This is a genomic window from Pelagicoccus mobilis (assembly GCF_016595505.1).
Classification (GTDB): domain Bacteria; phylum Verrucomicrobiota; class Verrucomicrobiia; order Opitutales; family Opitutaceae; genus Pelagicoccus; species Pelagicoccus mobilis.
This window is the reverse complement of sequence record NZ_JAENIL010000016.1, coordinates 70,656-87,083: the sequence shown is the minus strand read 5'-3', so window position 1 is coordinate 87,083 and position 16,428 is coordinate 70,656. Positions and strand designations below refer to the sequence as shown.

At 47.3% G+C, this 16,428-nt stretch carries 15 protein-coding genes and 1 pseudogene; 7 read left to right on the top strand and 9 right to left on the bottom strand.

What is annotated here, in order from left to right; all coding sequences use genetic code 11:
- The first annotated feature begins 17 nt into the window (after positions 1-17).
- From JIN87_RS10295 to JIN87_RS10285, 3 genes are read left to right on the top strand one after another with little or no spacing between them, the layout of a single operon-like run.
- Positions 18-869 carry a TIGR04255 family protein gene (locus JIN87_RS10295; protein WP_200355476.1) on the top strand — a complete coding sequence of 284 codons (852 nt, stop codon included), beginning with the start codon at positions 18-20 and terminating at the stop codon, positions 867-869.
- On the top strand, positions 853-1,473 hold the full coding sequence (locus JIN87_RS10290; protein WP_200355475.1) for a hypothetical protein: 621 nt from the start codon (positions 853-855) through the stop codon (positions 1,471-1,473). The genes JIN87_RS10295 and JIN87_RS10290 overlap by 17 nt, the downstream gene beginning before the upstream one ends.
- Positions 1,474-1,488: 15 nt before the next feature.
- Positions 1,489-2,319: a hypothetical protein gene (locus JIN87_RS10285; protein ID WP_200355474.1), complete on the top strand. Its 831-nt coding sequence runs from the start codon at positions 1,489-1,491 to the stop codon at positions 2,317-2,319.
- A 33-nt stretch (positions 2,320-2,352) separates the two neighbouring features.
- On the opposite strand, the gene JIN87_RS10280 is transcribed toward JIN87_RS10285, so the two are convergent.
- From JIN87_RS10280 to JIN87_RS10270, 3 genes are all read right to left on the bottom strand, one after another.
- Complete coding sequence (locus JIN87_RS10280) at positions 2,353-3,558, bottom strand: hypothetical protein (RefSeq protein ID WP_200355473.1); 1,206 nt, start codon at positions 3,556-3,558, stop codon at positions 2,353-2,355.
- A gap of 194 nt (positions 3,559-3,752) precedes the next feature.
- Entirely contained in the window at positions 3,753-4,430 is a 678-nt protein-coding gene (locus tag JIN87_RS10275; RefSeq protein WP_200355472.1) for a recombinase family protein, read from the bottom strand.
- 228 nt (positions 4,431-4,658) lie between these two features.
- Positions 4,659-5,852, bottom strand: coding sequence for a hypothetical protein (locus tag JIN87_RS10270; protein WP_200355471.1), 1,194 nt, complete (start codon positions 5,850-5,852; stop codon positions 4,659-4,661).
- 124 nt (positions 5,853-5,976) lie between these two features.
- Between JIN87_RS10270 and JIN87_RS10265 the strand changes: the two genes are divergently transcribed.
- Positions 5,977-6,219, top strand: a complete 243-nt coding sequence (locus JIN87_RS10265) for a helix-turn-helix domain-containing protein (protein ID WP_325176375.1) — start codon at positions 5,977-5,979, stop codon at positions 6,217-6,219.
- Position 6,220: 1 nt separating this feature from the next.
- Here the strand turns inward: JIN87_RS10265 and JIN87_RS10260 are convergent, their stop codons facing one another.
- The 3 genes from JIN87_RS10260 to JIN87_RS10250 all read right to left on the bottom strand — a co-directional run bounded on the left by JIN87_RS10260 (position 6,221) and on the right by JIN87_RS10250 (position 8,747).
- On the bottom strand, positions 6,221-6,583 hold the full coding sequence (locus JIN87_RS10260; RefSeq protein ID WP_200355469.1) for a hypothetical protein: 363 nt from the start codon (positions 6,581-6,583) through the stop codon (positions 6,221-6,223).
- A gap of 148 nt (positions 6,584-6,731) precedes the next feature.
- Positions 6,732-7,607 carry a DNA/RNA non-specific endonuclease gene (locus tag JIN87_RS10255; RefSeq protein ID WP_200355468.1) on the bottom strand — a complete coding sequence of 292 codons (876 nt, stop codon included), beginning with the start codon at positions 7,605-7,607 and terminating at the stop codon, positions 6,732-6,734.
- A gap of 6 nt (positions 7,608-7,613) precedes the next feature.
- On the bottom strand, positions 7,614-8,747 hold the full coding sequence (locus JIN87_RS10250) for a tyrosine-type recombinase/integrase (RefSeq protein WP_200355467.1): 1,134 nt from the start codon (positions 8,745-8,747) through the stop codon (positions 7,614-7,616).
- Between the two features lie 69 nt (positions 8,748-8,816).
- Between JIN87_RS10250 and JIN87_RS10245 the strand changes: the two genes are divergently transcribed.
- Positions 8,817-9,107, top strand: a complete 291-nt coding sequence (locus JIN87_RS10245) for a hypothetical protein (protein WP_200355466.1) — start codon at positions 8,817-8,819, stop codon at positions 9,105-9,107.
- Positions 9,108-9,212: 105 nt separating this feature from the next.
- Here JIN87_RS10245 and JIN87_RS29060 read toward each other — a convergent pair.
- The 3 genes and pseudogenes from JIN87_RS29060 to JIN87_RS10235 all read right to left on the bottom strand — a co-directional run.
- A pseudogene (locus tag JIN87_RS29060) lies at positions 9,213-9,401 on the bottom strand (DUF6538 domain-containing protein); the annotation flags it as partial.
- 1,052 nt (positions 9,402-10,453) lie between these two features.
- Positions 10,454-11,872: an MFS transporter gene (locus JIN87_RS10240; RefSeq protein WP_200355465.1), complete on the bottom strand. Its 1,419-nt coding sequence runs from the start codon at positions 11,870-11,872 to the stop codon at positions 10,454-10,456.
- 78 nt (positions 11,873-11,950) lie between these two features.
- Positions 11,951-13,045, bottom strand: coding sequence for a LacI family DNA-binding transcriptional regulator (locus JIN87_RS10235; protein ID WP_200355464.1), 1,095 nt, complete (start codon positions 13,043-13,045; stop codon positions 11,951-11,953).
- Between the two features lie 226 nt (positions 13,046-13,271).
- Between JIN87_RS10235 and JIN87_RS10230 the strand changes: the two genes are divergently transcribed.
- Together JIN87_RS10230 and JIN87_RS10225 are read left to right on the top strand one after the other, a co-directional pair.
- The gene (locus JIN87_RS10230; RefSeq protein WP_200355463.1) at positions 13,272-14,804 is read left to right on the top strand and encodes a sulfatase; all 1,533 of its coding nucleotides are present in this window, start codon (positions 13,272-13,274) and stop codon (positions 14,802-14,804) included.
- 34 nt (positions 14,805-14,838) lie between these two features.
- Complete coding sequence (locus JIN87_RS10225) at positions 14,839-16,374, top strand: sulfatase (RefSeq protein ID WP_200355462.1); 1,536 nt, start codon at positions 14,839-14,841, stop codon at positions 16,372-16,374.
- The last annotated feature ends 54 nt before the right edge of the window (positions 16,375-16,428 follow it).

Sequence of the window (16,428 nt, the reverse complement as noted above, 5' to 3'; positions counted from 1 at the left end):
TCTGAATAAGATTCGCTTTGATCGAACCCAAATCAACCGTTCCAAATATGCGTCCTGCTCCTAAGGATAAGCACCCTCTTGTGTTGGCTTTGTGCCAAGTCAGTTTCACTCCAGTGATGAAAATGGAGGACTACATCCCGAGCTTACAGGATGTCCTCAGGAAGTCTGGTTTTCCGAAATACTCCAAGCACGTTGTCAGTTCGTTCAATTTCGAGATGAAGCCGGGGGTGATGGACAAACCAACGCAAAAGGACGAGATAATTTGGGAATTCGTTAATTCTGATGATAGCCGAAGTGTAGTTGTCACTCAGTCGAGTATTGCCGTGATTATTCTAAGACGTGAATACTCCAATTCCGAAAACTTTCTCGAATCTGTTTTGCATGGTTATGGAAACTTGCACGATTTGGCGAAGCCATTGCATGTGACTCGCATCGGATTGCGTTACGTGGATCTCGTGGAACCACAGGCGGGATTACCTCGTTTGGATGATTGTTTGATGGGTAACCTTTACGATGACAGCTTTCTCGCTGATGAAGCTCATTCTGGACATAGCCATTTGCAGAAGCGGATGAGAATGAAAAATGGAAGCCTCTTAACGCTCAATTTGAGAGCTACAGATGCACCAAATGCCAAGGTTCGAGTGCTTAGCCCGGATTTTCAGCTATTTTCGTTGCGCCCTAATTTTAAACTAGAAGCGGAAGGTCCTCATGCTGTTATCGATATCGATAACTCTTTCACCTTCACCGAGCCAAACGAAAATGTTTTGCTCGATAATGTTATAGCACATTTTAGGGCACTACATCGTCATCACAAGGAAGCCTTTAGGTCAGCAACAACGGAAGAATTGAGAAATGCCTACGATATGTAATCCAGAGGAATACACTTACGAGGATGCGAGTCAGAGAGCTTTTGAAGAGTTTTCTGCTGAGAATCGTCCGGTGTTTGAAGAAACGGTAACTAGTGAGATTCATCAAGAGTTAGCTCGAATGCTCCCATTTGTAGATGGAGACGACGAGGAGACCGTTGTGTTTCGAAAGTACACAATTAAAATCGTCGAAGATGAGCCTATAGCTGGTCTACTGCTCAAAATTGAAGCTGCCTTTGGTATGAATGTTACGCAGCTTGCTGGTTGTCTTAAAGCCTCGCGGCAAGGCATCTATGATTGGCGAAAAGATCGTTCCCTAGTTGGTAGGCCCGAGCATAGGCAGCGTTCCGAGCGATTGGTAGAATTAGCTGATCGCTGGTGGTCTAAAGTTGGTGCTCCTGTTTCACGTAAGTTGAGAAACGCAGTGATTGGGGATGGCCAGACCATCTGTGACGTCCTCGCTAGTGATGATTTAAATCAGCCTGATGTTGAGTCTGCTCTAGATCGTTTGGCTGAGCTAGCTCTTTCTGAAAAGAGAGCTCGAAAAGTAGCTAAGGGTGCCAGTGGTCGTCAGCTTGGGGATATTCTTGAATTAGCCAACGGCTAGTTGTAGCCGTTGTGAATGGAAATCCGCTCCACTCTAATTGCGAATGGCTGGAAGCAAGGCTCATTACTCGATGATGACTTAGCTTCGGCTCTTTACCCCGGAGAAGAAGGTGTTGCAGTCGTTGTCACGCAAGACTGTGACCTTGTATGTCAAAACTTCGATTCAGAGCCTGTTTTCGAGACTCTGTTTTTTAAGAAGTCCAAAAAGCTCAGAAGCAAATACGAAGGTAAGCACCCTCGGGTATTTAACTGTATTTTGCTCGTTGATGGGGAGGAGCAGGTTTATCAAACGTCGATAGCTTCCAGAAAGCTGCATCCTCGATCTGATCACCTGCTTTCTAGCAAGAGTAGGGAAAACTCTGGAGCTTTTGGGAAAAGTAGGGAGAAGCTAAAGTATTGGATGGCCAAAAAGTATGATCGCTATGGTCGTCCTGAAATGTTCGATGCTGCTCTTCGCCCGACTAAAGCCTTGGATCAAATCGATGCGGTGATGACTGAAAGTGCAGACTATGTTGATAGCCTGTATCTTTCCATAAGTCCAGATGGTGACCTTGAGGTTGGGGAAAAGTATGTACTCAAGATCTTGATGCTTTATGATCTACCAGATGCGTATGACGAGGAGAGTGCCGCTCTAAATCGAAACATTGCAGAGCGAGTAGCTGAGGCAGCTCACGAGGTGCAACGCATTCTGAGTGAGGTTGAAGAGTTGGACCAAGAGAAGTTAGACGTTGATTTTGAGGCGAAGCAGCAAACGTATGTCAGCGAGCTGAGTGAGTATCATTACTTCGATTACGATTATCTTTCTGCCGATATTGATGCAGAGGCCAAGACTCTCCCAGAACTTTAGGGCTACCCTTTGCTTGGGGAGATTGGGTGTGTGTTAAGTGTTTTGCCCACTAAGTTCTGTGATTGCTCTACGGTAAATTGGAGCGATCCGATAGTTTCTTAGTCTGGGAGTTATAGTTTCGATTATCCCCGCTCTTCGAATAGCGGATATCTCATCGGATAAGGAATCTCCTCTCGTGGTTTGTATATAACCTCCTGAGTTGATCAGCAAAGCTAGTATCGCTTCTGCTGATACGGGATTATCCAGCACCTGTACCACACGATGCATCAAGACGTAGGGGCTGACTTGTTCACAATCGTACTCGTTGGAGTTCGCTAGTTCGATTTGTTCTAGTGCCGTATTAACTTCTTGAGCCGCCATTTCGTTGTAGTCTCTGAGGATATCGATGAATGCGGAATAGTTGCGACGATTTTCTGTTTCTGGTGCTCTATCTCCCAAATCTCGAACTCGAAATTCTACTTCGAACCTTATTCTCTTCGTTGTTTTGGCGTAGACTTTCAGGTAGGTACCGCGCCGAGTTTTAACTCTCACAGATAGGCAGTTGGAGTTGTTGAGCTCGGAGCATAAAGGATTGTGGAACTCTTGGGATAGAGCCCAGTTCCCAAGACCGCGAATGATAGGCGCTAGGTTGTGGACAAGCCCGATTGCATCTTCGCTTGTAAACTCCCAGTAGACTTCAATTGATTGTATCGTGAGATATTCGCTGTGACTGAGGGTGGATTGGGCCAGCTCGTTAGATTCGATGAACCTTTGGCTAAATCCAGCAACTGTAGCGGACCAGTACCTCTCTAAGTGCCTCCACCAAAGATTGGCGTTACCGTAGTGAGCGAGTCTGAAGCTAACTAGTGCATTGTCATTAGGGCCGAGAAGGACCTCGTATCCTGTGCTTTGGGTAGTTTCTCGACTGGAGAGGTTTACTGGACCTAGATCAGCTGAGGGGGTGTCTATTGCCTCTGCGTGATACTGTTGGTGGGCGAGAAACCTAGTTGGATTCAGGTTTAGATACAGATTGAAGGTTCTGCTTGAGTCTGGCCTCAATGCTGCAGGCCCGTCGAACTCTTGATTCGTAAAGCTGCTACTTGCTTTCAAGTAGCCTGAGAAAAGGGGTCTTCCAGTCTCTACTAGACCCCCTCTCCCGCCCTCTGCGGGGATTTGGTATTTTGTCTGGATTCGGTCTATTCGTACCGTGCTTCTGGAAAAAAGACCTGTTTCAGGGAGTGAAATTGGGTGATTCTCCAATATTGGGGTACTTTGCAGAGGATCACTCAACGAAGTGAAGAAAATGACTTGGTCTGCTCTAGTAGAAAAATCAATCAACCAAGTACCTAGCCGAACTTGGATTTTATCTTGTTTGCCTGTGTTTGCGGATACTCTTCTCCTGTAGTTAAAATCAGAGGACATATCTTTCCATGCTTCAATCTATACTTCTCTCTTTACAAACACCCTTGTAGGGGGGCGCGAGGCTTAGTCCTTTTGAGAAGCCTCGCGACAGTTGCCGCGTACCACTTCCTGTTTTTGTATGATGCAATTCCTCGCTTGTTCAATTCATTAGCTATGTCTTGAAGTGTCGTTTTTCCGGTGGATCTGATTTTTCTAATTTCAGGAAGAATTGATTGGGCAAATTCTTCTGCTGCTTCTCGGTTCACTGCCGCTAGCTTTTTACCGTTTGCTCCCAAGCGTACGCCTCTCTCTTTTGCTGCTGCTAATGCGGCTTTAGTGCGGATTGAAATCTGTTCGCGCTCATGCTCTGCAAATGCTGCCAGCATGTGGATCATTAACCGGTTTGCGTGTGGATTGTCGGCTGCGACAAAGTCGATTCGACTTTCCATTAAGCCCGATATGAAGTGAACATTCCGAGCAAGGCGATCTAGCTTAGCGATTATCAAAGTTGCGTGTTCTCTTTTGCACCTTCGAATAGCTTCGGAAAGTTCAGGGCGCGAGTTGCGTTTCCCAGACTCAACTTCAACGAAAGATTCTATGATATTGGAGCTATTGTCTCCGAGATGACTTAGTACTGCCTGCTTCTGAGCCTCAAGACCTAGGCCTGATTGCCCTTGTTGGTTTGTCGATACTCGATAGTAGGCGATGTACTTTGTTGGTGCTATTCTCATTTTGAAACCGGATTCAATTTTTGATGGTCCTTATTATCAAGTAAACGAACGTTTACTTGTTAAATTTTCTAGCGGGTTCGCTGATTAGGGAAGTTGTTGAGCTAGATCATTACTCGGTAGGGAGAGGAATGAAATTGAGAGTTCGTGTTATTGCCCTGTCGGTCGAAAACAACCACAGCCTTTTCAATAAGTTTCCTCTCTGGGGAGACATGGAGTTGCCTATCTGGCTTAAAAGGCCTCAACGGCTTTTTGCTCCTCTCTCCATTTCGCGCGTTGGGAAGCTCGCTCTTCCTCTTGTTGGGCTTCGTAGGCTTTTGATCTGAGATCTTTGTCTGTTATCGTGAACCATACCGTCTTCTTTTCTTTTAGGATGCCTTGAACCCTAATTTGCTCCTGAAATCTATCTCCGTCCCATTGGAATACGTCTGTGTCATCCAAGAATTGTTCGGTGTATGAAGAATCGACCTCTAAGTGACGTTTGCCTACTATACGTATCAGTATTTTGGTGATCTTCGTTGATTCTGACTCACTCAGTTGTCCGGCGTAGAGTGTTACTTTGTAGAGTTTGTCCTCGTGCAAATTGAAGTTCATCAAGTCGAACTTAACACCGCCGATTTCTAGATTGCGGGTAGGGATGTTGGTTGAGTAGCTCTTCTTTGCCACGAGTTCACCATAGAGGGTCGGGTTTTCTTCAATTAGCTCTAGGATCTCTTTTGAGCTCTGACCAAACATAACTTCCCTGAACGCTTTGTTGGCTAGCTCTCTCTTTGCTCTGAGAGATTCTTGATATAGTACATTGATCGAATCATCGGTGTTTTGGAATCCTGAGTTTTCGATGATCCTAATCGCTTTGCTGAAATCGAGATTCTGATATGCTGTTGATGCCTCACTCAACACTCTCGATCTTTTTTGTTCAGATGCTTTTTGCTGAGCCTGATCCACCAAGTTGTGTAGCTCTATGTCTCTCCTTTCCGAATCTATCGCAGAGATCTGATTCAGGAACTCTTCGTATTCACCTCTCTCAAAATGCACCATGGCAGTTTTTAGAGCGATTGTGTCGAGTTTCTCTGTAGATGAAGCTATCAGTTCTTGATGTGCCGGTGTTTGACGGTCCTTCTCGATTTTATCGAGAGCTGCAAGACAGCTTGAGTAGTTGCCGGAGTCGAAAAGCTGCTTCGATGTTTTGAGGATTTGTGTCTCCGCCTCTGTCAGCAACGCTAGCATTCTTGGAGTGCGTTTGTCTTTTGGGACTGTGTATCCGGAAAGCAGTGCTCCCGAATGGTTGTTCGAGTTTAGAATCTTCTCTACAAGAACTTCCTTTGCTTTGTATGGGTTGCTATCGACGACTTTCGTCTCGTCTGAGCAAGCAAGGAGAAAAATACTAGCGATGGTCGCTAGAGCGTGAGAGAGAGCTTTGTTCATCTTTTGGAGTTTCAAGGGTGCGATTGGCTATTGATCGCAATGAATGTTGGCAGTTGGAGTTCTTACTTGAAAACACGCCCTGTTGTGCCGTGTTTGAGCTTAATGGAATACGCCATGATAGGGCGTGTCAACGAAAGCAGTAAATCCAGCACTATTGAAGAAGCTTGGGGCCAATATCAGAGCAGCCCGAAGCAATAGAGGGATGACTCAAGAAGGGTTGGCTGAGTTGGCTGAGTTAAATGCTCGTACTGTTCAGAAAATCGAGGCAGGTGAGACCAACATTCTGACGAGTACTTTAGTGCGGATACGCAAGGGGATTGGTTGCGATTATGATGCTCTGCTCAAAGGCTTGGATGGATTGTGTTAGCTTAAGAGTCGCTTGCTCTAGAATTCCTGCTGGATTCGATATTTCGGACCAATGCAAAAAAATCATCCTCCGACATAAGTTCACGAGCAGATACGTGGTATTCTTTCTCCGAATCTTTGACTGGGAATTTCTCGTTCCAGCCACGATCTCTACCTTGAGTTCTCAAGTAGAAGAATATCGCTTGTTGGTTTCCTGCCTCGATAAGCTTCCACAGAGCGGCAACAGCGAAATCGATCTGCTCGTCTTTTAGTCCGTCGATTTCTTGTCTGAATTCGGTATCGTCTTTGTAGTAGTTGTAGTAGGTCCTTCGAGATACGCCTGTTTCCTCGCACGCTTTTGTTACGTTCCCAAGGTGGGACCTCATCCCGCTAATCAGATTGGTTTTGCGTATGGCCGTTGGGTCGATTCTGGTTCGTACTCTCATTTTATTTGTCATTAAAATAAGGATACGAATGGATTTAGTCCACTGAATAGAGCGGAGAATTGTGCATTTATGTAAACGTGCCCCGTCCTCAGTATGTGGATATCCGTTCCTTCTCGGATAGTGCTAGATCAGGGAAGAAGTCCAAACCAGTCATTGCCTCAATGTGGCGAATCGAAACTCGGTGCTCTTCAATCGATTGATGTGCTTTCTGATGATGAGGGAGCATGTAAGCTTCCCAATGTGGTTCATCGAGTTTTTCCCACACTATGATTTGGAAGAACATCGGCGCGACTTGCACACCGTTTCCGATCTCATCGTAGGTAGAGGGGCCAAAGATTGGTCCTGCTAGAACCCATACCTCTCCGTGCTCTTCTTGCAAAACCCTTACTCTGTTCTCGATCTGGTACCACGTGCCCCCTGAACCGTTGAAGGCATTGTGATGTTGTGGAGTTAGGTTCGTGTGATAGTTGATTTCTTTGACGGTGATCGCTTCATCTATGTCGTCGCCTTCCTCTACTTTGCCGTCACGATCAGCATCTAGAATCATACCGTCTCCGTCCCTATCTCCCCCGCAAATCATATAAGGGGCAAGGTGTCCCCGAGCGTAATTGCGTATTGGATCGCTGTATACGCCGCTATAGTCGTTTTCGCTTGGCTCATCAGTCCTATCGGGATCATTCCGATAGGTTTTCCATTTGCCTGTTCGTTTAGGAGTCCTGCGATAATTGTTATCAAGACGGTACGCCACCCACCAAGGAGCTTTTCTGGCCGAGTTGTAATCCAGTACGTAGGCAGACCTTATCGAGAGGTTGTTGCTTGAGGGGAGACCGCCATACACATGCTCAGATACTCCGTCGGTTTGAAGCTGCTGGGAATCCGCGAACGGGATATTGAGGCCTAGAAATAGGGCGATGGCGTAATAGAGAGAAATCCTCGTTTTTGAATCCGGTTTCAAAACGCTCATTATCGGTCAGTGTGTGTGTTCAAAGGCGAACTGATGTGTGTAAGTGACTCTGTTGATTTCTTCCGAAAGCGTTGGTACTAGGTCGATCCCCCCGCCGTAATGGTATGCCAAGCTATTTGTGCTCTTCCAGCCTCCTATGGCTTCTGCATGTTCGGTTGGGATTCTAGCATTCCTCATAGCATCTCTAAAGGTGTGACGAAAGCTGTGAAAGACGATTTGCTTACGTTTTACTTTGATGGCTGACAGCTCTTTTCGAAAGTCCTTAGAGAAGTTGACCGCAAAGCTGCCTCTAGATTCGCTGTAGCTGAGAGTAGGAAACAGCCTTTGGTGTCCATCCGCCTGAATCTTAGCTTTGTACTGAAGGATTCCCAGTTGGAGAAGATGGTTGTGCAAAGGAACATATCTCTCCGAGTTCTGGTTCTTGAGCTTTTTGGGGGATTGGAATGTGGAGTCTTCTGTTACGTGTATGTAGTGGATGCCTTCGTAGGTCTTTAAGTCTTCCAAGGACAATTGACAGATCTCATTAAGCCTCATGCCTGAATAAAGAGCTATCAATGGTATCCATTGTGGCGCAGACCAATCCTCTTTGGGAGAGGATGTGTAGATTCTGGAAGCGAAGATCTTGTTGAGGTCGTCTTTCTCGAATGGGAGATATCTTGCGTTTTTGCTTAGGGGAACTCGAAGGTCGACTGCGGGATTGAGCCTCATAAGTCCTGCTCTTTTTGCGTAGTTGAAAATCGCTGACAGTCTTTCCATCTGTTTGTTTACGGTTCTTGGGTCCAGTTTCGCGTAGGTATCCTTTTCCCGAGCCATGGCTACGGCTTTCCTGATGTTACCTGTTTTGTAGGACTTACTCATGTTGGAGGGGCACTCTAGTAGGAGTCCTTGGTATTCTTGTGTTAGCTTCTTGGATATCTCAGATATGGGTAAGTCTTGCCCTAGGAAGGTCGTGAATAGGCTTACGCTTGATCCGTAGTCTCTAATGGTCTGTGGATCCACTTCTCGGCGTTTTCGGTCTTCGATGAACATTGCCGTTACTTGAGAGAGAGTTGGAGAATTCTGCTCGTAGGATACCTCGGTAACGGGTGTACTCGTCTTTTTAAGTAACTGTGTTTCAAAAAGACTGTCTTCAGCGTGCACAGGGTAACAATTCTGCAGTAATCGAACTCGACGGTGTTCCCGCTCAAGAACTCCACGTTTAACCAGACTATGGAAATCTTGATATTTTGCGGACGTCTGATCGAATTTGAGTCCCTTTTGTTTCAGGATTTCCTCCGCGACAGGAGGAATGATTCTGTTTCGATCTGCTGGATGGGTGGAAAAATGGTCGTCGTATCGCGCGTGCTGGTAATCTTCCTCCGCTGTCTGGATGATTTCGGGGAGCGTCATAGGGGAATCATCAAGTCCTTCTTGGAGAAGCTGGCGTATTCGTTTTTCTTGTTCATCGAACTTATCGAGAAACCAAACGACTACAACTCGCTCCATTTCGGCTGGAGTTAGATCTTCAAGCGAGCTCTGTGGATTTTTACTGCAGCTATGGGGAGTGGTATGATTGCTCGACTTGAGTTTTTGTGTGCTCGCCTTGTGTCGTCCAGCCTCTGCGAATGATTCGTTGATCTTAATGAGCTTGATCTGGAGTTTGGCTTTGGCCTCGCGGAGGCTCTTGGTCCGCAATGAGCGAGCTATGTGGGTTTTTCCGCCAAACTCTTCTTTGAGGTCTTTTGGAACCCTGATTCGAAGCCAGAAGTTTCCTTCTCTATCAAACAAGTGAGGAACCCCTGAAACCTTCTTCATCGACTCTTTGTGTTACAGTCATGTGTTACACAAAGGCTATTTATGCTCTATCGTTCAATCACTTATGTTGAACAGCAACCACTTCTGGAGAAGTGGTGCGGGTAGACGGAATCGAACCGACGCAACCAGTTTGGAAGGCTAAATTGTCTCACTGTAAGGTGTTGATTAACAACGACTGTTTGGCGAGTACACTCAAAGTACACTTGGAGTGCAAGGTTGAATTATCGCTCTCGAGAAGATTGTTGGTTTTTCGAATCTTGATTGGATCGTGGCGAGTTGAAAACAGCCCTCCTTTGTGTCGGCGAGCAGAAAGTGGTCGGGGTGAAAGGATCTTAACGAGAATCTGTAAGAGGAAGATAAAGAGAGAGTTAACAAAACCAGGTTTGAGAGTAGGTGTCACTATGTGTTACAAGATGCCACTCGCATCTTAAAATTGCTCACATTTGAGGTTGTTTTTGGATGCTGGCTTTCCGCTTTTTTGCGTCCGAAGCGTCCAGCATAATCTTTAAGTCGCTACAACCTTTCAGGATTCAGGTCGCATACCGAAGACCAGGGCTTATGGGGTAAAATCTGAGGTCGGCGGGAGTCGAACCCGCGGGCTGTTTGGGAGGTTTGCTCCCTTGTTTAGGGAGCAAATGGCTATTATTCAGGGGATTATAAGATAGGTTGTATCCTGTTGAATGCACAAGATTTTACGCTCTGTGGCAGGGTTTTACGTGATAAATGCGAAGTAAATGCAAAGCAGGTGGGTTCGGTTCCCTTTCAGATTGATAATGGAGTTTGTGAGTTTTCAACTAGCGATAGAAGGTCTCGAGGAATCGAAACGCTAACTCGAAGTCCCACCTCAATCCCAGCTACCCTCACTACGACCTCCAGTAATTTCAAGCCGACGCCGAAGCGTTGAAGGAGTTGGTGAGGGGAGGAGGGCAGTTGAGGTGTAGCAGAATGAATAGGGAAGAGGTTAGTCCGTATGGGAGCTATTGAAGGCTATTGCCTGTAGAGGGGGAGCAAGGATTGTTGCAAATGTTTTGGTCGGCTTCCTGCGAGTACTTTCAATCTATGCTGCCTCTTCTTTTGGTCAGTTCTTTGGCTATTGAATCTACTTTATCTCTGGTAAAAGGGTAATGTTTGGCGAGTATCCATGAAACGGAGTACAGGCCGATTGGAATGATTATGATCAGTATCCGCATCCATACAAAAGCGCTTACGGATTGGTTCTCGGCCTGATCGATTTCAAAGCCGGTGAAGACTAGAATGTAGCCTGATAGAGCGGCTGCCGCTGAAGATGAGAGTTTGGTTGTCCAGCTGCTAAACGCTCCGAATGAACCTTCTATCCTTTTGTTGTGAACCTTCTCGTGATGGTCTAGGTAGTCAGGTGAAAGGGCTGCAATCATGACCCAAAAGAGGGATTGTGCAGGTGCTTGTGTTGCTGGGATGAGAACACTGAGGTACGGGTGTTCAGGGTTGTATAGGAACCATTTCAGTATCGATGCGCACACCAAGAATCCCAACGACCATTTTATGAGTAAGAGTTTATCGAACTTGTCGGCTAGATACCGCATCGTCACTATGTTTGTAACAATGCCGATGGCCATTGCGACGCTCGCTCCGATGCCTATCAGGTAAGTTCCGAAGGCAGCGTCTCCTTTGGCGACGTAGGCAACCATAAGGTATAGGCTCAGAAACTGAGTTAGATGCCCCGAAATCATAGCCGATATGCCGATGCCGTTCAGTCTCCAAAACAAGGAGTCTTTAACTAGGATCCTGAATGCTTCCCAAGGTATCTTTGCTTTTTCTTTTTGTGAAAGGTCGTAGTATCTTTCTCGTGAATACACGGCTGTTAGAATGCCAGCGACTGCAAGCAGTATTCCTGCGCCGACTGTGAGACTACGGAGACTCGAGACGACAGAACCGAAGACTTTTTCCCGTTCCAAAAAAAAGGCGAATGGCACGATCCATTGAATGATGAACGTAGCGGATTTCATGACGATACTCCGCATTGCCATGATTCTGGTCCTTTCGGCGTAGTCTGGCGTCAGTTCTGTACCCAGAGCGTGGTAGGGAACTAGGTAGGTCGTGAGTGACGTGTAGAAGATGAGTAGTGATAGGGTGAAGTATAGTACCTTCGTGTCTTCGCTCCACTCTTGTGAGGCCCACCAAATGAGAGGGTAGGAGATTCCCATCAGTACAGCTCCCACGAAGATAAACGGTTTTCTGCGTCCGAATTTTGAGCTGCACCTGTCTGACGTCCAACCTATCAAGGGGTCGAGTATGGCATCCCAGATACGCATTATGGCTAAGACTAGACCAACTGAGGTAGGGCTGACTCCCAGGATTAGCGTGTATACTGGCTTGGCAAGTCCTCCGATTCCCCAACCTCCGAATTGCGCTCCAATGCCACCGAGACTGTAGGCCAACTTTTCAGAAGTTGGAACTCTCTCGTTTGGCCTTCGGTTGGTGGAATTCTTCACTTTTGACCTATCCTATCTTAGTTGGGAATTATGCCACTGGCAAAAAGGTTTGCCCATATAGGGTAGCGTCCGTTGTCCCTAGCGGGCACTCTTCTTGAGAATGGCCGCTGGGACAGCGGCCGCTACCTTGAGTGTTTTACCTTCTCTCCACTCACCACCGACGAGCAAAGAGGGAGGGGTATCTGATGGGCCCTTTTCGTTTCGGTGCATTTGCCCGATTAAGAGGTGCACTGCGGATGCTCCGATCTTCTCGTAGTTCTGATAGTATCCACTGATGTCGGAAGAGTCATTTTTCCAGCAGTATGTCGCTAGTTGAATGTCATTCGGAATTTGGAGTCCTAGATTATTCAGGACGGTTTTCACTTCCAGTCCGAAAGCGGTAATTAAAACCTCTGGTTGGTAGCGATCAATCCAGCCTTTTAACTTCTTCTTGTCGAATTCGTGGGTGGGGGGGGCCTTTTCGATAAAGGGAGGGATGCGGTCCGATTTCTTCGTATTTTCATTATGGACCAGAAAACTAGCTCGTGCCAGGTTGCGGCCTCTCTGGTCTGCGTCCAGTTTTGAGACGTATCCAATTTTTCTGAAGCCCATTCGTTTCAGTCTATTGATGAGGCCTTCGCAGATTGAGTAGTTGTCACATGCTGCTCTCGGAAAACTGTAATTTGAGAATGTGTATCCGATGATGGAGGTCGCGAGGTGGTCAAGCTTAGGCGCTATTTCCGCTGTCGGATCGGGTGTTGTCAGAATCACTCCGAGCACTCCTCTAGCGAGTAGGATTCTGTCTAGTCTCTCTCGGTTGCTTCCATCGGTTTCGACGTGAAAGTAGTCGAGGTTGTAGCCTAGTTTTTGCGCCGTGTCTCTAGCTCCTTTCAGGTAGGCTTTGAACGGTGCTGAAGCGTTCAGTTCTCTACCTTCTTTGAGTGTAGTCAAAAAACCTAATGTGCCGTGGAATCTCTCTTCCTTTAAGCCTCGTACGTGGGCCATGTGGGCCGCAATTAATGGAGGGATTTCGTAGTTGAGCTCTTCCGCTGCACGCTTAATTGCATCTTTAGTTTCTTCTGCAACGGAAGGGTGGTCTCTCAGGGCAAGGGATACCGTGCTCTTGGCGAATCCGGTTTTTTCGGCGAGATCAGCCATCGTTGCGGCTTTGCCTCGTTGATTTGATTTAGCCATCTCTTTCTTTTGAGGGGAGGGGTGACTCGAACGGGTTCGACTTGGACGAGATTGACCGCACCCGGTGTTTTGAGTCAATCAACTTACACGAAAACAAAGAAGTTTCATTGAGTAAACTCTTCGCGCCAGACCTCGAGTGCGAGGGAGGGTGAGTAGTGCGCTTCAAGCGAGTTATACTCCCAACTGAGGTGACCGCTTAGCCTGATTCGATAGATTTTGTATATATATGAACCCCTTAGTTAAATACCTTTTCTCGTCGCTGCTCCTTTTGTCTGCGACTGCGTATTCAGAAAGTGGAGAACCACTCAATGTCCTGTTTATCGGAGTTGATGACCTTCGGGTGGAGCTTGGCTGCTATGGGGATGCTATAGCGAAAACTCCCAACATCGATAAGTTAGCTGAAGACGGTTTGCTCTTTGAGCGTGCTTATGTGCAGCAAGCGGTTTGTGCGGCCTCGCGTGCAAGTTTGCTCACTGGGTGCCGCCCTGATTCAACTGGGGTTGACTATCCATATAGTGAATACTTCATGCATGAGTTCCGAAAAGCACGGCCTTCGATATCCGAGTTCTTTTTCAACAATGGCTATTTTTCGCGTACGCTTGGAAAGATACACCACGGACCTGAGGATGATATGACCGAGTTGCACTACACTCCCACTTGGAATGTTCATTATCTCGATCCGCACAATATTGCTCTGGGCAAAAAGTACAAGCGTGGCACTTCTAAAGAGACACCAGCGTTTGAGTTCGTAGACGCATCGGAGTTGGCTTATAAGGATGGCATGACAACCGCCGAAGCGATAGATACTATGCGTAGAGCGCAGCAGAAAGATGCGCCATTCTTTCTAGGTGTGGGGTATTATAAGCCTCACTTGCCATGGGTTGCTCCTAAGGAGTATTGGGATCTTTATGAAGGTGTGGATGTCGGTATTTCGCCAGTTCCTTCTCTGCCGGATGGAGCTCCAGACTACGCTACTACTCACTATGCTTTACCCAAGTATTACGGCGAGAGTGATTCTAGGTCGCGTCGCCTTTCTGATGATCGTGCTCGGGAACTTAGGCGGGCGTACTTTGCGTGCGTTTCCTTTATTGACGCTCAGGTCGGGCACTTGATGGACGAGCTAGATCGTCTGGACCTGAGGGACAACACGATCGTCGTGTTTTGGTCAGACCATGGCTGGCACCTTGGTGATCAGGGGGCTTGGGGAAAAACAACCAACTATGAGTGGGCGACTCGAGCCCCGCTAATTCTGTCGGTGCCAGGATCTGGGGGTGCTAGAACCTCAGCCTTAGTAGAGTACGTCGATTTGTATCCTACCCTGGCGGAGCTAGCTGGTTTTGAGGTTCCAGATTTTATTGAGGGAACCAGTCTCGTGCCTTTGTTAGAGTCGCCAGATCGAGATTGGAAGTCGGCCGCCTTTAGCCAGTTTCCTCGAGGGAAAGGCAAGGAGGGATACGCCATCAGAACGGATCGGTATCGCTATGTAGAGTGGTGGGAAAAAGACGGTACCGAGAAAAAGGCACTGCTTTCGCGCGAGTTATACGATCATGAAAGCGATCCGCTTGAAACCGTGAATATTGCTGAGACCGCTGCTCATTCCGAGACGGTTGAAATGCTGTCCAGGCAATTAGTCGCTGGCTGGAGGTCTGCTTTGCCAAGTGGATTTAATAACGAATCGAGCAATCCGCTCGCTCCTCTTCCCGTGGTCAAGCCTGAGAAGAACCCTGCATCTACTCGTAAGTCCAAGAAAAGAAAGTGAGCCTAGTAGCTGATTTTATAGATCTTATATATTTATGAACCTTTTGATTAAGTACTTATTCTCGTCGCTGCTCCTTTTGTCTGCGACTGCGTATTCAGAAAGTGGAAAACCACTCAATATCCTGTTTATCGGAGTTGACGATCTTAGAGTGGAGCTTGGTTGCTACGGCGATGCTATCGCGAAAACTCCCAACATCGATAAGTTGGCTAAAGACGGCTTGCTCTTCGAGCGTGCCTATGTGCAGCAAGCTGTTTGTGCGGCCTCGCGTGCGAGTATCCTTACTGGGTGCCGTCCTGATTCAACTGGAGTTGATTATCCATATAGTGAATACTTCATGCACGAGTTTCGAAAAACGCGACCTTCGATAGCTGAGTTCTTTTTCGATAAAGGCTATTTCGCTCGAACGTTTGGAAAGATACACCACGGGTTTGAGGATCACATGACCGAGCGACACTATCTGCCTACTTGGAATGTTCATTATCTCGATCCGCACAACGTTGCTCTGGGGAAAAAGCACAAGCATGGCAGGACGAAAGAGACGCCAGCGTTTGAATTCGCAGACGCTCCGGAGTTAGCTTATAAGGATGGAATGTCAACCGCCGAGGCGATAGATACCATGCGTAGAGCGCAGCAGGAAGACGCTCCCTTTTTTCTAGGTGTGGGGTATTTTAAGCCTCACTTGCCATGGGTTGCTCCTAAGAAGTATTGGGATCTTTATGAAGATGTGGATGTCGGTATTTCGCCAGTTCCTTCTCTGCCGGATGGAGCTCCAGACTACGCTACTGCCCACTACTCCTTGTCGAATTACTCAGGCGAGAATGACTATGGACCGCGTCGGCTTTCTGATGATCGAGCTCGGGTCCTCAGGCGGGCGTACTTTGCGTGCGTTTCCTTTATAGACGCTCAGGTCGGGTACTTGATGGACGAACTAGATCGTCTGGACCTGAGGGACAACACGATCGTCGTGTTTTGGTCGGATCATGGCTGGCACCTTGGTGACCAGGGGGCCTGGGGAAAAACAACCAACTATGAGTGGTCGACTCGAGCACCGCTAATCGTTTCGCTGCCAGGATCTACGGGAGCTAGAACCTCAGCCTTAGTCGAGTACGTCGATTTGTATCCAACCTTGGTTGATTTGGCTGGTTTCGAGGTTCCTGATTTTATTGAAGGGACAAGCCTTCGACCCTTGTTCGACTCACCGGACCGTGAGTGGAAAACGGCTGCATTTAGCCAGTATCCACGAAGTGGTGACTTGGAGGGTTACGCGATCAGAACGGATCGGTATCGCTATGTCGAGTGGTGGGAGAAAGAGGGTATCGAAAAAACGTCTCTGCTTTCACGCGAGTTGTATGATTATGAAAGCGATCCGCTTGAAACCGTGAATATTGCTGAGACGGCTGCTCATTCCGAAACAGTTGAAATGCTGTCCAAACAATTAGTTGCTGGTTGGAGGTCTGCTTTGCCTGATGGGATTTCTAACGAGTCGAGTAATCCATTCGCTCCTCACCCCGTGGCTTACGGGCCAGAGAAGAATTCAGCATCTACTCGTCAGGCTACGAAAGGAAAATGAGCCTAGGGGGCTTGGTTTGATGCACTCTTTGCTAATGCAAGATCGATACTATGC